The following is a 16,385-nucleotide window of genomic DNA, read 5'->3' as shown; positions in this document are numbered from 1 at the left end:
CCAAGCTTGCAAGCGCCGCCCCTGTCACTGTACATCCATATTCCCTGGTGTGTGCAAAAGTGCCCCTATTGCGACTTCAACAGCCATGGGCAAAAACACAGCCTGCCTGAGGCGGAATATATCAGTCATCTGCTTGATGATTTGGCCGAGGATGCAAAACGGGTGGGCGACCGACCCGTCACCAGTATTTTCTTTGGCGGCGGCACCCCCAGCCTCTTCAGCGCCGAGGGGATCCAGCGGATATTAAGCGGCGTGCAAGCCAGGGTTAACCTGCAAGGCGATGCCGAGATTACCCTGGAAGCCAACCCAGGCACGGTGGAAAGCGAAAAATTTGTTGGTTTTCGCCAGGCCGGTGTTAACCGTATTTCCATCGGCGTGCAGAGTTTTCAGGCAGACAAGCTTCAGGCCCTGGGGCGTATTCATGACAGCCGCCAAGCGCAAAATGCCGCGGGTTATGCCCATCAGGCCGGACTTCGCAGCTTTAACCTGGACTTAATGCACGGTTTACCGGAGCAGAGCCTGGAGGACGCCCTGGCAGATCTCAGGTTAGCTATCGCCCAGCAGCCCCCGCATTTGTCCTGGTATCAACTGACTATAGAGCCCAATACCCAGTTTGCTTCCAAGCCACCGGTATTACCGGATGACGATATCTTGTGGGACATTCAGCAACAAGGGCATGCCTTGCTGCAGGCTGCCGGATACGCGCAGTATGAAATCTCCGGCTACAGCCAGTCGGGCCACCAGTGCCAGCACAACCTTAACTATTGGCGCTTTGGTGATTACCTGGGGATCGGCTGTGGCGCGCACGGCAAGATCACCGACAGCCAGGCAGGTACTATCACCCGCACAGTGAAAGTCAAACACCCCAAAGGCTATATGGATCTGTCAAAGGCCTATCTGGATCAGATACATCAGGTTGAAGAGGAAGACCGTCCCTTTGAATTTCTGATGAACCGCCTGCGCCTGGTGGAACCTTGCCCTATAGAGGATTACAGCCGTTTCACCGGACTGGCCCTGCATAAATACGGTATTGCTGACAAACTGGCACGTGCCACCGACATGGGACTGTTGGCCCAAACACAACAGAGCTGGCAAGTGACAGAACAAGGCCGCCGCTATCTGAACAGCCTGCTGGAAATGCTGGTATAACCTGTTTAAATGCCAGGCCCCGCGCCTGGCATTACCCCTGTGCTTAACTATATTGAAGATATTCGCCTGCATACACAGCGATGTCGTTGTCAAAGGCTGTCAGCAATGGAAGCACTTGCGTTCTAGCACCCTTCCCCACTTATGCTGTATCGGCTCTCTGACATATCTTCACAACGCAAGAATGAGCACCAGTATCATGAACAAGTCTCTCTTTCGCCCCCTTTATGTGTTTGGCATGGGCCTGGCTCTGCTAACCAGTAACCTCAACGCCATGCCCGCCAGCCCCCACGCCAAATTTGAGCAGCAACCAGACGGCACGGTTATTCAACTCATGGTTCGTGGCGATGAACATTTTAACTGGAGCCAGGATCTCGAGGGCTACACCGTGGTTCGGGAAAAAAATGGCTGGTACAAGTACGCCACCCTGAATAACGGTCGATTAGTGGCTTCCCAGCATGCGGTGGGTAAGAGCAATCCCAAGGCCCTGGGCCTTAGTAAAAATCTGCTGCCTTCTGCCGATGTCAGAAAGCAAACGCAAAAGTCGGTCAGTAGTATTCAAGCCGTTCCCCCCAGTGGTGATATCCGTAATCTGGTAGTGATGATCCGCTTTGCCGACCACACAGGCCGCAGCGTACCCTCAGAGAATGACCTGAATATTCTGTTTAATGCGGTAGGGGGAGACCCGCAGCTTGCCCCTACCGGCAGCGTACGTGATGTTTACCTGGAAAACTCCTATGGTCAGATGCGGCTCAACTCAACCATTGCCGCCTGGGTTACGGTGTCCGGCACGGAAAGCTACTATGCTAACGGCGTATCCGGCGACCAGACCTTATGGGAAGGCCTGCGAGAAGCGCTGGATGTGGTGGATCAAAACTTGGATTTCAGCCAGTTTGATACAGACAACGACGGGCGAATCGACGCCATCACCTTTTTACACTCCGGCTATGGCGCCGAGTGGGGCGGAACCGACGCCTATGGCAGCCATTACAATGACCGCATCTGGTCACATCGCTGGACCATGACCAACTGGACCTCAGATGAAGGGGTGTCGGTCAGCGATTATCACATTAGCCCGGCAGTATGGGGCACTTCAGGCTCGGCCATCGGCCGGATTGGCGTCATCGCCCACGAAACAGGCCATTTCTTTGGTCTGCCAGATCTTTACGACACCAACGGCGGTGGGGCTGGCATTGGCTCCTTTGGTCTGATGGCCAACTCCTGGGATTTTCAGGGCACCCAGCGCTGCCCGCCCCATTTTTCGCCCTGGAGTAAAGAACGCCTTGGTTGGTATCAGGCCACAGTCATCAGTCAGGACGGTGAGTACAGTCTGAATCAGGCAGAGAGTCATCCTGAGGTGTACAAAATCACTCAGGGTTTCCCATCTGGTGAGTACTTGCTGATTGAGAACCGCCAGAATGCAGGGTTTGATTGCACCCTGCCACAAGGTGGCCTTGCCATCTGGCATATAGACGAACTGGCCGGTTACAACACGGAGGGCTACCCAGGTCAATCGCGCTGGCCGGAGAACGGCAACCATTATAAAGTGGCGCTGCTGCAGGCCGACGGCAATTACCATCTGGAAAGGGGCAATAATCGTGGTGACAGCGGTGATTTGTACCATGGGCTGGCCAATAACAGTATCAACCCTGGCCCCGGGGGGCATCCCAATACCGACACTTACCAGCGCGGGCAAATCAATCAGACTAATATCTCCATTAACAACATCAGTCTCTCCAATGCCAGCATGAGTTTTTGTCTAAATGATTGCGACCCAGGCAGCGGCGATCCACTGGCTGCGCCAAGCAACCTGACCGCCACGGTCACGCGCACAGGCAAAGGTAAAAACGCACAAAAATCGGTACAACTGAACTGGCAGGACAACGCCACGAGTGAAGACAGCTATGTGGTAGAACGCTGTGAGGAAACTGGCAAGGGCAGGACAAAAGTCTGTAACTTCGCGCCCATCGCCACACTGGCGGCAGATAGCATCAGTTATACCGAGGATCCAGGTTCAGGCACCTTTATCTATCGGGTCAAAGCCATGGCAGGCAGCAGTGCCTCAGGCTATTCCAATGAGGTAAAAATCTAACAGCAACTCACTCAGGCCCGTATCGGGCCTGAGTTTTACTTCCCTATCAGACAACCCAGCCGAGCTGCTGGGCACGGTCATAGGCTAGCTGACTGATATCCTGCTGAATAAAATGATGGTGTAGCAGCATCACCCCCAGCACATGATTTAGCACCGCATCAATTTGCACTTTGTCGGCGGCATCGGTGGCCGGACTCTCCTGACGGGACATCAATTCCTGTACAAAATCGGCGTCAATCAGTCCTGCTTCTTGCAACTGGGCAGGCGAGGCGTAGCGGACAAACAAGCCTTTGAGCTTTTGCCATTTTTTGTCATCGGTATGGGCCGGCGGCGCCATAAAGGCAAATTTCTGACGTTCATATAGTACGCTCGGCAACAGGCCCTTCATGGCCTCGCGCAACACATACTTTTCCTTGCTGCCGCGGATCCTCAGTTCAGGTGGAATAGTGGCGGCATACTCAGCCAGATGATGATCTAAAAAGGCCGGTCGGGCTTCCATGGAGTTAGCCATATCCACTCTGTCGCCGCCCCAGGTCAGGATCTGCCCTTCCAGCATGGTTTTAATCCATACATATTGGGCTTTATCCAGCGGATGCCGACCTTGCAAATAGGCGTCATCCAGGCGCTCGGCGATAGCCGCACCGGGCTCATAGCCACTTAATTCATCACGGATGGCCGGATGCAGCAGCTGTCTGGCCAAATCCGAACACCCCAACCAGGGCTGCAGGCAACTTGGGGTAAAACCTACCTTGGCATTAATGCTGTCTGACACATACTCATCTTTAGGCAGCATAGCGCCCTGAAACAGTTTGTTGGACTCCATCAGCGTGCGCTGCCATTCTTCGGCCTGCTCCTTGTCCAGCCCTTCCATACCATGCAGGAACATGTCCTTGCGAAAGGCCGGATAGCCAGCAAACAATTCATCCGAACCTTCACCGGTCAGCACCACTTTGTAGTCCACATGCCGCACATGCTGGCTCATCATCAGCTTGGCGACCGCCAGGGTGTTGTAGATGGTGCGCTCGGTATGCCAGATGGTGCGGGCAAAGTTGTCATACAGTAAATCGGCATTGAGTTTAAGAATATCCTGCTCAGCCTCGGTAGCCCGCGCCATTTCGGTGGCAATGCCGGCCTCATCGTACTCGTCGTTGTCAAAGCTGATAGTAAAGGCGCGGATGGGATTCTGACTCACCGCCGAGGCCAGCCCCAGGATAGAACAAGAGTCAATGCCTCCGGATAAATAACAGCCCACTGGCACATCGGCATTTAAGCGCAGTTGCACCGCTTCCAGTAAGTGACGGCGCACTCCCTGAATATAGCTTTCATCGTCCAGGCGCGGACGGTTTTCCGGTGTGGGAAAATCCATATCCCAGTATTTGCAGGTTTCAATCGCAAACTGGCCGTCACGACGCTGAATTTTCAGCATATGCCCAGGTTCAACCTGGTGAATCCCTTTGAAGGCCGTAGTGCCTGGCACCATGACCTGAATAAGTTGATGAAACAAACCTTGGCTATCAATCTCAGGCTTGACCTCGGGATGGGCCAACACGGTTTTCACTTCCGAGCCAAATACAATCTGGCCGTTCACTTCGGTCCAGTACAATGGCTTGATGCCAAAGCGATCCCGCACCAGATAAAGACATCCCTGCCTTTCATCAAAAAGTGCAAAGGCGAATTCGCCGCGCAGATGCTTGAGGGTTTCTGCCATGCCCAAACGCAGATAGAGATGGGGCACTATTTCCGAATCACTTTTAGTCTCAAAGTGTTCGCCTTCGGCAGTCAGCTCCGCACGCAATCTTTGATAATCGTAAAACTCACCGTTGTGAGCAAAAATCATCTGACCGCCATGTAAAAAGAAGGGTTGGCGGCCACGGTTTTCATTCAAATCTATAATGGACAGCCTGGCATGGCTCATTCCCATGCCGACGCCGGCCGGGTTACAGTAACCATAATTGTCCGGCCCGCGGTGGTGCATAATGGCGGCCATATTGACCAACACCTGCGAGTCCACCTCCTGTTCGGGCCGGGCGGCGAAAATGCCTGCTATTCCACACATATTTACTCCTTATTCAGTTTCGAGCTTCGGGAAGCGAGCCGCGAGCAGATCTCGTAGCTCCTAGCTCGCAGCTAGATCACATCCAACACACGCTCTGCCCGCTTCACCAGGCAGGTTAACAGCGCCATACGCAAAAACACCGCGCCCCTGGCCTGCGAGAAATACCAGTTGTGATGTGTGCTATCCAAATCCGTACTGAGCTCTTCGCCCCGAGCCAATGGGTGCAGAATGATGGCGTCTTGTTTAAGCGGCGACGACGCATCCAGATGGTACTTTTTGCCATACTGCTTAAAGGAATCCCCTTCCCAGGAAATGGCATTGATATACACCACATCAGCTTTAGGCAGCACCTGTTCGAGATCATCCGAGGTATTAACTGTTAAGCCAAACTGCTCTAGCTGCTCTAGCTGACCGGGGGCGAACATGGCATTACAGCCTTTGTCATTCACCACGGTGACACTGCTAAATACCTCGGGGAAATAGCACAGTAACTTAAGCAGACTGCGCACCGTGCGCATCTTGGCAGGAAAGCCAACCAGACAAAGGTTTAACGGCTTTCCTGGTGTGTCGGTAAGCAAATCCGGCCGCCATTTAAAGATGGTGTATAAATCGGCAAGTGCCTGGGTCGGATGCTCATCGGTACCATTACCCGCATTGATAATGGGAATACGCAAAGACTCCATCATCTCCCGCACAGATGACTCCTGAGAGTCACGCAATACCACACAGTCGCCGTAGTTGTTGAACATCTCGGCCACATCCATTAACGATTCGCCCTTGGCAATGCCGGTAGTGGAGCGATCGGTAATAGACATAATGTCACCGCCCAGACGATGCCAGGCGCTTTCAAATGACAAGCGGGTACGGGTACTGGGCTCATAGAAGGCCGAAATCAGGATCTGGCCGTTCAATGAACTGCTGAATCTGTCTGGATTGGCTTCATATTTGGCGGCCAGGCGAAATAGCTGCAACAAGGTCGGTCGATCAAATTGATCCGATGAATAGATATGCTGATTAGCCAGCTTGGCCAAATGGTCACCATCTTCGATGATGGCCCGCAGCAGCTTCTTCGGATGCGCATCGCCCTGAACATCGGGACGGCGGCGCTCAAACTGAACAACCTGTTCCAGGTTAGGATCTACCATAGATTCTTATCCTTGAGATCGCGCTGATAAAGCAGAAGTAAAATCACTGGTGCCAGAGCACTGCCGACTAAGGCAACCCAGACCAGCACAGCTAAAAGGGTTTCACTCAGGTACATGCTCGGCCTCTTTGAAGACACGCCAATCGAATTGGCCAGGTGCCAAATACAGACCAGCCAGGCAAATCAGCAACGACACCAGCGCCGCGCTGATGGCGGCCACATAAAAGCCGATCACAAAATACAAAACCAAACCACAGACAATCCCCAGGCTCATCGCGGCCGTTGCAAAACGCCCGTTGAGGCCGGGGTGATACAAGCCAAACAAAATCGGCCAGATGGCAGACGCCACAAAAGCACCGGTGAAATTTAACAGCGCGCCCAGAGTGGCCACCTTGGGTAGACATAACAACCAGGTCAGTGCCCCCAGGCCAATTACAATGCGCTTGTTTATCTTCAACAAACGGTCGCTGCTGGCTTTGGGGTTTAACAGGCGTTTGTAGCCATCCTGGGTGAGCAAATCTGACGTAGCGGCCAGCAGACTATCCATACTGGATGCCAGGGCCGAGAACACCACCACAAACACAAACACCGCACCAATGCCTCCCAGCAGTTTGGCCGCCACCAACGGCCCCACCATGTCAGCGCTGGGCGGCAGGATATTTAATGACAAGGCCGCCAAGGCAACGAAGCCCGTGACAATAGGAATGGGTAGCCAAAGCAAACCGCCGGTCAGAAAAGCTTTCTTGCCTATCCCACCTTTAAAGGCGAAGGCTCTGGACCACCAGACGTTGGAATGGAAAATCTCACCGATGCCAAAGAAAATGTTATTAAACAAAAACATAATTGCAGCGGGAAAGGCCAGATTAAGGAGCTCTGGCTGCAAACTGGAGACATTTTGATGAATTTGGCTGATGCCGACCTTGTCGATACAAAACCAGGCGATCACCACCACGCCAACCAGGATAAGAATAGATTGCACAAAGTCGGTCGCAATCACCGCCTTTAATCCACCCAGTAAGGTATAGACCACGCAGATAAGCAAGATGGCCGTCATGCCGGTGTGATAATCCAGATCGCTGAGCGAGGACAGCAGGATACCCCCTGCCATGCCCAGGCTAACCAGCCAGCCCATGGCATAAAATAGCGAGATCAGCATAAACACGGCCCAGGCCTTCGGGCCAAAACGGGTACGAATAAAGTCGCCGCTGGTAAAGCCGTGCGGCATTAAGGATTTGATCCGCGCCGCCATGGGCGCAAACAAGATAAGACCAAGGGCAGCCATGCTGTAGCCAATCATGCCCCAGACGCCAAACTGATATGCCAGTTGTGGTGCCACCAGCGTGGTATTACTGGTGATCCAGGTCGCCATGGCCGTTGCCGTGGCAAAGGCAAAACCCACATTGCGCCCCGCCAGTGCATAGTCATCAATACTGCGGTTGTTGCGTCCCAGATACCAACCAAAAGCAACCCACAATAGGCCGAAGCCTACCAGGATAGCCAAAGCTAAGCCTGAATCTAGCTGGGCATCAAGCATATTGGCCGTCTCGCTCCTTGCGCACAAACCCGATTAAAATCCCAACCAGCATAGAAAATGCCGCCAACCCAAGTACAAACAAGGCCAGCGCCTGATACAAAGAACGGTGCTGCACCCATACCTTAGCTAACTTGATCGGCGGTTCGCTGCCGCTGCTGTCCAACAGCCGCACCAAGTAGTGGCCATTGGCAAACCCCGACATAGTCGCCTGGCGTTGACCACTCACATTAAATTGCTGAAGACTCTGGGTATCCGGTGTGCCATCAACCAGACGTACCACCTCCAGACTGTCATAACTGGCATTGTAGTCACTAAATTCCAGTACAAAGTAACCTTCCCTGGATTCCAGAGACTGCACGGCAAACGCCGGGATGCTTGCCAGCATCAACAATCCCAGGAACAGCGTATGGATCGCCCTCATGACGCCTCCTCTGCTTATTCATTAACGGTCATGCTAACATTTATTAGTACACGAAACAAAATTCACCCCATTGATTAAATACACACCGCCATAAGGACAGTCCATGATTCACGAATTGCAGACCAACCTAAGCAGACTCCAAAACGATTTACTTGAGTTATCTCACATTGGGTACGACTTAGAATCAAAAGGCATATTCAGACTCGGCTTTACACCGGCAGATATGCAGGCCAGGCAATGGTTAATCAAAAAGTTTGAGGACGAAGGATTTTTCGCAAAATTGGACAGTGCCGGCAACGTAATAGGCAGTATGCAACAAGATACTGACAGGCCAGTGATCGCCATGGGCTCACATATCGATTCGGTACCCGCAGGCGGTATGTTCGACGGTACTTTAGGCGTGTTATCAGGATTGGAATGTATGCGTGTGCTGCGCGATAGCGGTCTGGATGTCACCTACCCACTGGAGGTGTATGCCTTTGCCGAGGAAGAAGGACGTTTTGGCGGCATGATGGGGGTGCAGGCCATCACCGGGGAGCTCACTCCCGATTGGTTAGAAACCGCCCATGACGCCAGCCATATTTATCTTAAAGATGAGATGGCAAGCTGTGGTCTAAATGCCATAGAAGCTCTCAATGCCCGGGTTGACCCTAAGCACTTCCGGGCCTTTCTTGAGCTGCATATAGAGCAAGGGCCGGTGCTGGAGCGAATCGGCAAACCTATAGGTGTGGTGGAGGCCATCTCTGGTGTTTATAAGTGGCTGGTCAGACTGATCGGCAAAGCCAACCATGCCGGTACCGCACCTATGGACATGCGTAGCGATGCCTTTATGGGACTGGCCGACTTTGCCCATGAGATCCCCCGCATTATCAATGAGGAAGGCTCGGATAAAAGCCGCCTGACCGTCGGCCGGGTTGAGCTAAAACCCGGCTATGCGCACACCGTTCCCGGGGAAGCCGAATTCACGCTTGTCGGTCGGGATACAGATCCACAAACTATGCGCAATCTGGCAGATGCTTGTCGACGGGTGCTGTCCAGCATCGCCCGTAAACACAATCTGATGTTTGAATTTGAACAGATGAGTTGGCTTGAGCCACAGGCTATGTCCAGTGAAGTCATACAGGGCTTTTGCCAGCAGGCAGAAAAGATGGGAGTTGATTATCAGGTTATGCCAAGCGGCGCTGGCCATGACGCCCAGTATATGGCCAAAGTTACCCCGACCGGCATGATCTTTGTTCCCAGTGTCGGCGGCATCAGTCACGCACCAGACGAATGGACACACTGGCAGGACGTACACACCGGGGCCAACCTGCTTTTACAAACAGCATTAGCCTATGCCTGTGGCCACCAAGATAAATGAACACTCAACTTAGGTATTTTTCAACCTCTTTGAGTTTTTATACGCATAAATATATTACTGGCCATAAAGCCTTTAATTATGCCGCTTACAAAAAAGAGCTAAAAGACATAGAAAAACAAACCAAACCAATCTGGTTTATTTTTTAATACCCAATAAATAAGCGTGGAATTTTTTAGAGCAAAAAATCGTCATTAAAAAATAATTAATTAACATTGATCCGATTATAGGCAGTCGGCTAGGATGCATTCCGCACCCTGCCATCTCTAGTTATGACAAGACAGTGCACTCAATAAAAATAACTATAAAAAATGCCGGCAAGCCAATAAAAACAATGCCTATAGGCATAGCAAAAAATAAAAACAGGCTTGATAACGGTGAACCACCAGGGAATAGTTTTCTACGGACAGGCCGTTGTGTTGAAAGATTTGTTTATTAAATATAACACCAAGTATCAGTACTGGGATTTTGACGAAATCAGGCAATGGCAGGATATCCAGAAAAAAGGCTTGCTGCGCTTTATCCTGTTGGAAGGTTTGATTAAATGGGGCCTGCTGTCGTTCACCATTTTTATTACTATTTTAATCACCACCCAGGACATCTCCCCTGCCGATATTCCGCTTATCGCACTGGTATGGGCAATAGTCGCTTGCCTCTACGGTTACAGTATCTGGCTGGGAACCCAGCTTTCCTACAATAGGCATCGCAACAGCAACAAGTAAGGTTGCTATTTGGTCGTCTGCAATCAACAATAATTCCGCAACAACTTGAGCAAAACAGGTTGTTACCCAAATAGCCGATAGCTTTCCCCTTACAAGGACATAACCATGCGCAAACTTGCTCTGCTCGCTATAACGTTACCACTGACCATGCCCTTAGCCGCACTGGAAATCAGTAGCCCGGATATTCAGGAAGGCCAGAGAATGGCCAAGACCTTCGAATATTCAGGCTTTGGCTGCGACGGAGAGAATCAATCACCGGCCCTGGCATGGAAAGATGCGCCGGCTGGCACCAAAAGTTTTGCCATTACTGTCTACGATCCCGACGCACCAACCGGCAGTGGTTGGTGGCATTGGTTGGCGCTGAATATTCCTGCCGATACAAAGAGTCTGCCACGGGGTGCATCCGGCAAGCTGGATAAGGTGCTGGAAACCCGCACCGATTACGGTCAGCCCGGTTTTGGTGGTGCCTGCCCGCCTGTTGGACATGGTATGCACAGATACCAGTTCACCATCTGGGCCTTACCGGATGAAAAACTCGATTTTCCAGTGGATATTTCCCCGGCCATCGTCGGCTATACCCTGAATAGTAAAGCCCTGGCGAAGGCAACCTTAACTGCCACTTACGTGCGCTGAGCCACGTTGAACGCAGAAAAAAGTAATTACAAAACAACCACTAAGTGCACGAAGTACACGAAGGACCAAAGTCATCCGATTCTGGAGCCACTGTTTACTTCGTGTCCTCTGTGTTCTTTGTGGTGAGAAGTAATCTGAAAACAACCACGAAGCACACGAAGTACACGAAGGGCTGAATTCATCCTATTTTGGAGTCGCTTTTCACTTCGTGTTCTCAGTGTCCTTGGTGCTGAAAGGTGCAACTAAAGCCAGTTTGCCAACCCACTGGTCCATTCCAAGCCGTTATATCTGGACGCCGCAATCTGATAACCACCAGCGTATCCCCCTGTTGCAATTAAGGATTTTCTGGCCATATACTAGAGCGTGTCGACCTTTTGAGTATGATTTTGCAGCAGTTTGTGGGCCCTTTATACAAGGCAGAGCGAACGTGGTGTAGTTATTCTACATGAGTGAGTGACAAGTCCGTATGGAACGGACTTGAACAGCTTTGCTGGCCTTCGGCGAAATACAAGGAGGTATTTCGTAAAACGCCGTAGAAAGGACCCACAAGCGCTGCCCTAAGGGTTCAACCCAGCCCCTCCTGCTCTGTGTTGCCGGGCTTTGACTTAGGCCCCTAAGCCTGCAGCCCGGCGTCGTGACCAGAAGGGACTGGATTTGAACAAAATCTATACTCAAAAGGTCAACACGCTCTAAACAGTTTATATCTTGTCGGAGTGCTCAGTCCGGTTTACCGGGCGAGCTGAGACCGCAAATGCGGGATCCGTTGAACCTGATCAGGCTAATACCTGCGAAGGGAACAAGAGCGTAACGCCCAGGCTTCAGGCCAACTTATCCCCAGTCAATCAGGGGCAGAGATCCAACCGGCGTTATTCTTTGCAACACTCCTGACAAGCATTTCAGCCATTTGAATAAGCGAGAATGCTATGTCAACCAGACGCGAATTACGTAACCAGGCCCAGGAATTTTTAGACCAGTTGCAGGGCCAGCACTACCCCAACTCCAAGCGCATTTACCTGCAAGGCAGCCGTGCCGACCTGCGTGTCGCCATGCGTGAGATTCAATTAGCCGATACTTTAGTGGGCGGTAGCAAAGAGCAGCCAGTGTATGAGCCCAACGAAGCCGTACCCGTATACGATGCCTCCGGCCCTTACGGCGATGTAGATGCCCGCATTGATGTGCGCCAAGGCCTTCAACATGTGAGACAAAACTGGATCCTGGAGCGTGACGACACCGAAACGTTACAGGAGAGCTCATCAAGCTATGCCAAGGCCCGCGCCGCCGATATCAGCCTGGATGACCTGCGCTTTGAGCTCAAACATCAGTCGCGTCGCGCCAAGCCCGGCAAATGTGTTACCCAGCTGCATTACGCCCGCGCCGGTGTGATCACCCCCGAAATGGAATACATCGCCATACGTGAAAACATGGGCCGCGAGCGGGTCAAAAGCGAACTGCTGAATCGCCAGCACAAAGGCGAGCATTTTGGCGCCAACCTGCCTGACAATATCACCCCGGAATTTGTTCGCCGTGAGGTGGCCGAAGGCCGCGCCATTATCCCAGCCAATATCAATCACCCGGAATCTGAGCCGATGATTATCGGCCGTAATTTTCTGGTTAAAGTAAACGCTAATATCGGTAACTCGGCGGTTACTTCCTCCATTGAAGAAGAAGTGGAAAAGCTGGTGTGGTCCACCCGCTGGGGCGCTGATACGGTGATGGACTTATCCACCGGCCGTAATATTCACGAAACCCGCGAATGGATTTTACGTAACAGTCCGGTGCCTATCGGCACTGTGCCTATTTATCAGGCGCTGGAAAAGGTTAACGGCATTGCCGAAAACCTGACCTGGGAGGTATTCCGCGACACTCTGCTGGAACAGGCCGAGCAAGGGGTGGATTACTTTACTATCCACGCCGGTGTGCTGCTTCGCTATGTACCCATGACCGCCAAACGCCTGACCGGTATTGTGTCACGCGGCGGCTCGATTATGGCCAAATGGTGTTTAAGCCACCACCAGGAGAACTTCCTCTACACCCATTTCCGTGAAATTTGTGAGCTGTGCGCGGCTTATGATGTGTCCTTGTCATTAGGCGATGGACTGCGCCCAGGCTCGGTGTATGACGCCAACGACGAAGCCCAGTTTGCCGAGCTGCGCACCTTAGGCGAGCTAACCAAGATCGCCTGGGAATATGATGTGCAGGTGATGATCGAAGGCCCCGGCCATGTACCCATGCAGCTTATCAAAGAGAACATGACCGAACAGCTTGAGCATTGTCACGAAGCGCCGTTTTATACTCTGGGCCCCCTGACCACAGATATCGCGCCGGGCTACGACCATTTCACCTCGGGCATTGGTGCGGCCATGATTGGCTGGTTTGGCTGTGCCATGCTTTGCTACGTCACGCCCAAAGAGCACCTGGGCTTGCCCAATAAGGAAGACGTAAAACAGGGCTTGATCACCTACAAGATTGCGGCCCATGCGGCCGACTTGGCCAAGGGCCACCCTGGCGCGCAAATTCGCGACAACGCCATGTCCAAGGCGCGTTTTGAGTTTCGCTGGGAAGACCAGTTTAACCTGGCGCTGGATCCGGAAACCGCCCGCGCCTACCACGATGAAACCTTGCCGCAGGAGTCAGGTAAAGTCGCGCATTTCTGTTCCATGTGCGGGCCCAAATTCTGCTCCATGAAGATCACTCAGGAAGTGCGTGACTACGCCGCTGCGCAGGAACAAGCCGCGATTAAACTGACCGGCCTTAACGGCGAGCAGGAAAGCGTGCAACTGGGTATGCAGCAAATGTCTGAAGCCTTTAAGCAAAGTGGCAGTGAGCTTTACCACCCGGCCAAATCCAAAGCGAGTGTCTGATATGGCAAAGCCGATAATTTGGTGTATCGGAGGCTCTGACTCAGGCGGTGGCGCCGGAGTACAAGCCGATTTACTCACAGTGCAGGCCCTAGGAGGCCACGGCTGCACCGTGGTGAGCGCCATTACCGCACAAAACTCGGTGGCGGTAACGCAGGTACAGGCCGTACCGATAGAAGTGCTGAGCAATCAGCTAAATGCACTGGCGTCAGACTTATGGCCCGGCGCGGTAAAAATCGGCATGCTCGGCGATGCCAGTCAAATAGCTGCCCTGGCCGAGTTTCTGCACTGGATGAAGCAACAGCCCAAGGCCCCGCTGATTATCTGGGATCCGGTGGCCAGAGCCAGTTGTGGCTCGCAGCTGGCGGCCCTGCAACTAGCCGACTGTGCACCACTGCTAAGGCTGCTTGACCTGATTACCCCCAATGCCAATGAACTGGCCCTGCTGACCGGCATCGAACCAACCGACGCTATCAGCTTGGCCGTGGCGGCCAATGTACTACTGGAACAAGGTGTTGGTGCGGTGCTGGTCAAAGGCGGGCATCTACACTGGGCAGGTGAGGAGTCCCAGGACTGGTATCTTAGCCCAACCAAACAATGGCGTTTTGCCAGCTCGCGTATCGATACGCCCCACGGCCACGGTACCGGCTGCACTTTTGCCAGTGCCATCGCCACCACGCTTTGTCTGGATTACCCCATGGACGATGCCATATGCATTGCCAAAGCCTATATCAACCAGGGTCTGAAAGGCGCCGTGGCCCTTGGCCAGGGACCAGGGCCGGTCGCTCATTTAGGCTGGCCGGTGCGGGCAGAGGATTTCCCGGCTTTTAGTCTGCTAGCTGATCCCCCTTGGCAGCACAGCGGCTTTGCCTCGGTGGATAGCCAAAGCCTTGGTCTGTACCCAGTGGTTGATAGCCTTGAATGGTTAGAAAAACTGCTTGGCTGGGGTGTACGCACCCTGCAGCTTCGTATCAAGCAGGCGCTTACACCTGAGCTTGAAGAACAAATCGCCAAAGCAGTAGCCCTTGGCAGGCAAGCCAATGCCCGACTGTTTATCAATGATCACTGGCAACTGGCTATCAAGCTTGGTGCCTATGGTGTGCATTTGGGTCAGGAAGACTTACAGCAGGCAGACCTTGCAGCCATTTACCAGGCGGGTTTGCGCCTGGGGATTTCCACCCATGGCTATGCAGAAATTCAGCGCGCACGAGCGCTGAAACCTTCCTATATCGCCCTTGGCCACATTTTCCCCACCCGCACCAAAGACATGCCGTCCAAGCCACAAGGCGTGGCGCGGCTAGCCCATTATGTGCGTTTGCTCAAAGGCATGCCCACCGTCGCCATCGGTGGCATTAGCCTGGAACGGGTTGAGGCAGTCGCAGCCACGGGTGTAGGTAGCATTGCGATGGTGACGGCCATTACCGAGGCCAGCAACCCCGAACAGGTAGTCAAAGATTTACTGGCAAGGTGGCAAAATGCTTAACGATCAGGATTTTATGCGCTACAGCCGGCATTTGATGTTGGAAGATATTGAAGAGGCCGGTCAGCAAAGGCTTAAGCAAGCCAAAGTGCTGATCATCGGCCTGGGCGGGCTTGGCAGCGTTGCCGCCCATTATCTGGCCGGCGCCGGGGTGGGAAAACTGCTGCTGGCAGATGGCGATAAAGTGGATGTTACCAACCTGCATCGCCAACCCCTATTCGACAGTTTTAGTATTGGCTACAACAAGGCAGAGCAAGCCAAGCGCCGTCTGGCGTGCGTCAATCCACATATCGATATTGAAGCTTTTGAACAAAACCTGGATGCAAGCAACCTGCTAGAGCAGATAAGCGACTGCCAACTGGTATTGGATTGCACCGACAATATGGCCAGCCGCCAGGCTATCAACGCGGCCTGTTATCAGGCCGGCGTGCCGCTGTTGGTAGGTGCGGCCATTCGTTTTGAAGGCCAGTTTCTGGCCCTTAATCCTGCGCAGTCACACGGCTGCTATCGCTGCCTTTACCATCCACAGCAAAGCCCACCGATGAACTGTACCAATAGCGGCGTTGTTGGCCCGGTGGTGGGCATTGTCGGCCTGATGCAGGCCCTGGAAGCGATCAAATACCTAACAGGCGCAGGAAACGTGCCCTTTGGCCAGTTAAAACTCTTTGATGCCAAAGTGCACCAATGGCAAAGCCTGGGGCTGAACAAAGACCCTGATTGTCCTGTATGTGGAGATAAGCCATGCAACTGATTATCAACGATACGCCGCAGCAATTTGCTCAAGGGCTGACGGTCAGCCAGTTATTAGAGGCTCTTAAACAGCCTGCGCTTGGCGTGGCGGTGGCGGTCAATGCCCAGGTGGTCAGCAAAAGTCAGTGGTCACAAACCCGGCTACAGGATGCTGATCGCATAACCTTATTTAAAGTGGTGGCCGGAGGTTGA

At 52.8% G+C, this 16,385-nt stretch carries 14 protein-coding genes and 1 riboswitch; of the genes, 9 read left to right on the top strand and 5 right to left on the bottom strand.

Translation table 11 applies throughout. The features are described from left to right. Positions 1 to 6: 6 nt before the first annotated feature. Both hemW and KJY73_RS03530 read left to right on the top strand, forming a co-directional pair. Positions 7 to 1,149, top strand: a complete 1,143-nt coding sequence (gene hemW / locus KJY73_RS03535; protein WP_214343209.1) for a radical SAM family heme chaperone HemW — start codon at positions 7 to 9, stop codon at positions 1,147 to 1,149. Positions 1,150 to 1,345: 196 nt separating this feature from the next. Next, positions 1,346 to 3,238 carry a M6 family metalloprotease domain-containing protein gene (locus KJY73_RS03530; protein ID WP_214340385.1) on the top strand — a complete coding sequence of 631 codons (1,893 nt, stop codon included), beginning with the start codon at positions 1,346 to 1,348 and terminating at the stop codon, positions 3,236 to 3,238. A gap of 46 nt (positions 3,239 to 3,284) precedes the next feature. On the opposite strand, the gene asnB is transcribed toward KJY73_RS03530, so the two are convergent. From asnB to KJY73_RS03510, 5 genes are all read right to left on the bottom strand, one after another. Next, the gene (gene asnB, locus KJY73_RS03525) at positions 3,285 to 5,294 is read right to left on the bottom strand and encodes an asparagine synthase (glutamine-hydrolyzing) (protein WP_214340384.1); all 2,010 of its coding nucleotides are present in this window, start codon (positions 5,292 to 5,294) and stop codon (positions 3,285 to 3,287) included. A 71-nt stretch (positions 5,295 to 5,365) separates the two neighbouring features. Next, positions 5,366 to 6,439, bottom strand: coding sequence for an aspartate/ornithine carbamoyltransferase family protein (locus KJY73_RS03520; protein ID WP_214340383.1), 1,074 nt, complete (start codon positions 6,437 to 6,439; stop codon positions 5,366 to 5,368). Then, positions 6,433 to 6,555, bottom strand: coding sequence for a hypothetical protein (locus KJY73_RS21895; protein WP_269813701.1), 123 nt, complete (start codon positions 6,553 to 6,555; stop codon positions 6,433 to 6,435). The genes KJY73_RS03520 and KJY73_RS21895 overlap by 7 nt, the downstream gene beginning before the upstream one ends. Further along, a complete protein-coding gene (locus KJY73_RS03515; protein WP_214340382.1) occupies positions 6,542 to 7,972 on the bottom strand; it encodes a sodium:solute symporter family transporter in 1,431 nt (476 codons plus the stop codon). The genes KJY73_RS21895 and KJY73_RS03515 overlap by 14 nt, the downstream gene beginning before the upstream one ends. Next, positions 7,965 to 8,393, bottom strand: a complete 429-nt coding sequence (locus tag KJY73_RS03510; protein WP_214340381.1) for a hypothetical protein — start codon at positions 8,391 to 8,393, stop codon at positions 7,965 to 7,967. Before KJY73_RS03510 ends, KJY73_RS03515 begins: the two co-directional genes overlap by 8 nt. Before the next feature lie 103 nt (positions 8,394 to 8,496). Here KJY73_RS03510 and KJY73_RS03505 point away from each other — a divergent pair, with 103 nt between their 5' ends. The 7 genes from KJY73_RS03505 (at position 8,497) to thiS (ending at position 16,385) form a co-directional block, all read left to right on the top strand. Further along, on the top strand, positions 8,497 to 9,753 hold the full coding sequence (locus tag KJY73_RS03505; protein ID WP_232848381.1) for a Zn-dependent hydrolase: 1,257 nt from the start codon (positions 8,497 to 8,499) through the stop codon (positions 9,751 to 9,753). Between the two features lie 413 nt (positions 9,754 to 10,166). Next, positions 10,167 to 10,472 (top strand): hypothetical protein, encoded by a 306-nt coding sequence (locus KJY73_RS03500; RefSeq protein WP_214340380.1) that lies wholly within the window; start codon positions 10,167 to 10,169, stop codon positions 10,470 to 10,472. A 105-nt stretch (positions 10,473 to 10,577) separates the two neighbouring features. Next, a complete protein-coding gene (locus KJY73_RS03495; protein ID WP_206595151.1) occupies positions 10,578 to 11,105 on the top strand; it encodes a YbhB/YbcL family Raf kinase inhibitor-like protein in 528 nt (175 codons plus the stop codon). 699 nt (positions 11,106 to 11,804) lie between these two features. After that, a riboswitch (TPP riboswitch) is annotated at positions 11,805 to 11,918 on the top strand. A gap of 110 nt (positions 11,919 to 12,028) precedes the next feature. Then, positions 12,029 to 13,966, top strand: a complete 1,938-nt coding sequence (gene thiC / locus KJY73_RS03490) for a phosphomethylpyrimidine synthase ThiC (RefSeq protein WP_214340379.1) — start codon at positions 12,029 to 12,031, stop codon at positions 13,964 to 13,966. A 1-nt stretch (position 13,967) separates the two neighbouring features. Further along, positions 13,968 to 15,446, top strand: a complete 1,479-nt coding sequence (thiE, locus tag KJY73_RS03485; protein ID WP_214340377.1) for a thiamine phosphate synthase — start codon at positions 13,968 to 13,970, stop codon at positions 15,444 to 15,446. Then, entirely contained in the window at positions 15,439 to 16,194 is a 756-nt protein-coding gene (locus tag KJY73_RS03480; protein ID WP_214340375.1) for a HesA/MoeB/ThiF family protein, read from the top strand. Before thiE ends, KJY73_RS03480 begins: the two co-directional genes overlap by 8 nt. Continuing rightward, on the top strand, positions 16,185 to 16,385 hold the full coding sequence (thiS, locus tag KJY73_RS03475) for a sulfur carrier protein ThiS (RefSeq protein WP_214340373.1): 201 nt from the start codon (positions 16,185 to 16,187) through the stop codon (positions 16,383 to 16,385). Before KJY73_RS03480 ends, thiS begins: the two co-directional genes overlap by 10 nt.

It is taken from the genome of Bowmanella yangjiangensis, assembly GCF_018531185.1.
GTDB classification, from domain to species: Bacteria; Pseudomonadota; Gammaproteobacteria; order Enterobacterales; family Alteromonadaceae; genus Bowmanella; species Bowmanella yangjiangensis.
Note: the sequence above shows the minus strand (reverse complement) of the source record. Positions and strands in the feature narration are given on the sequence as shown.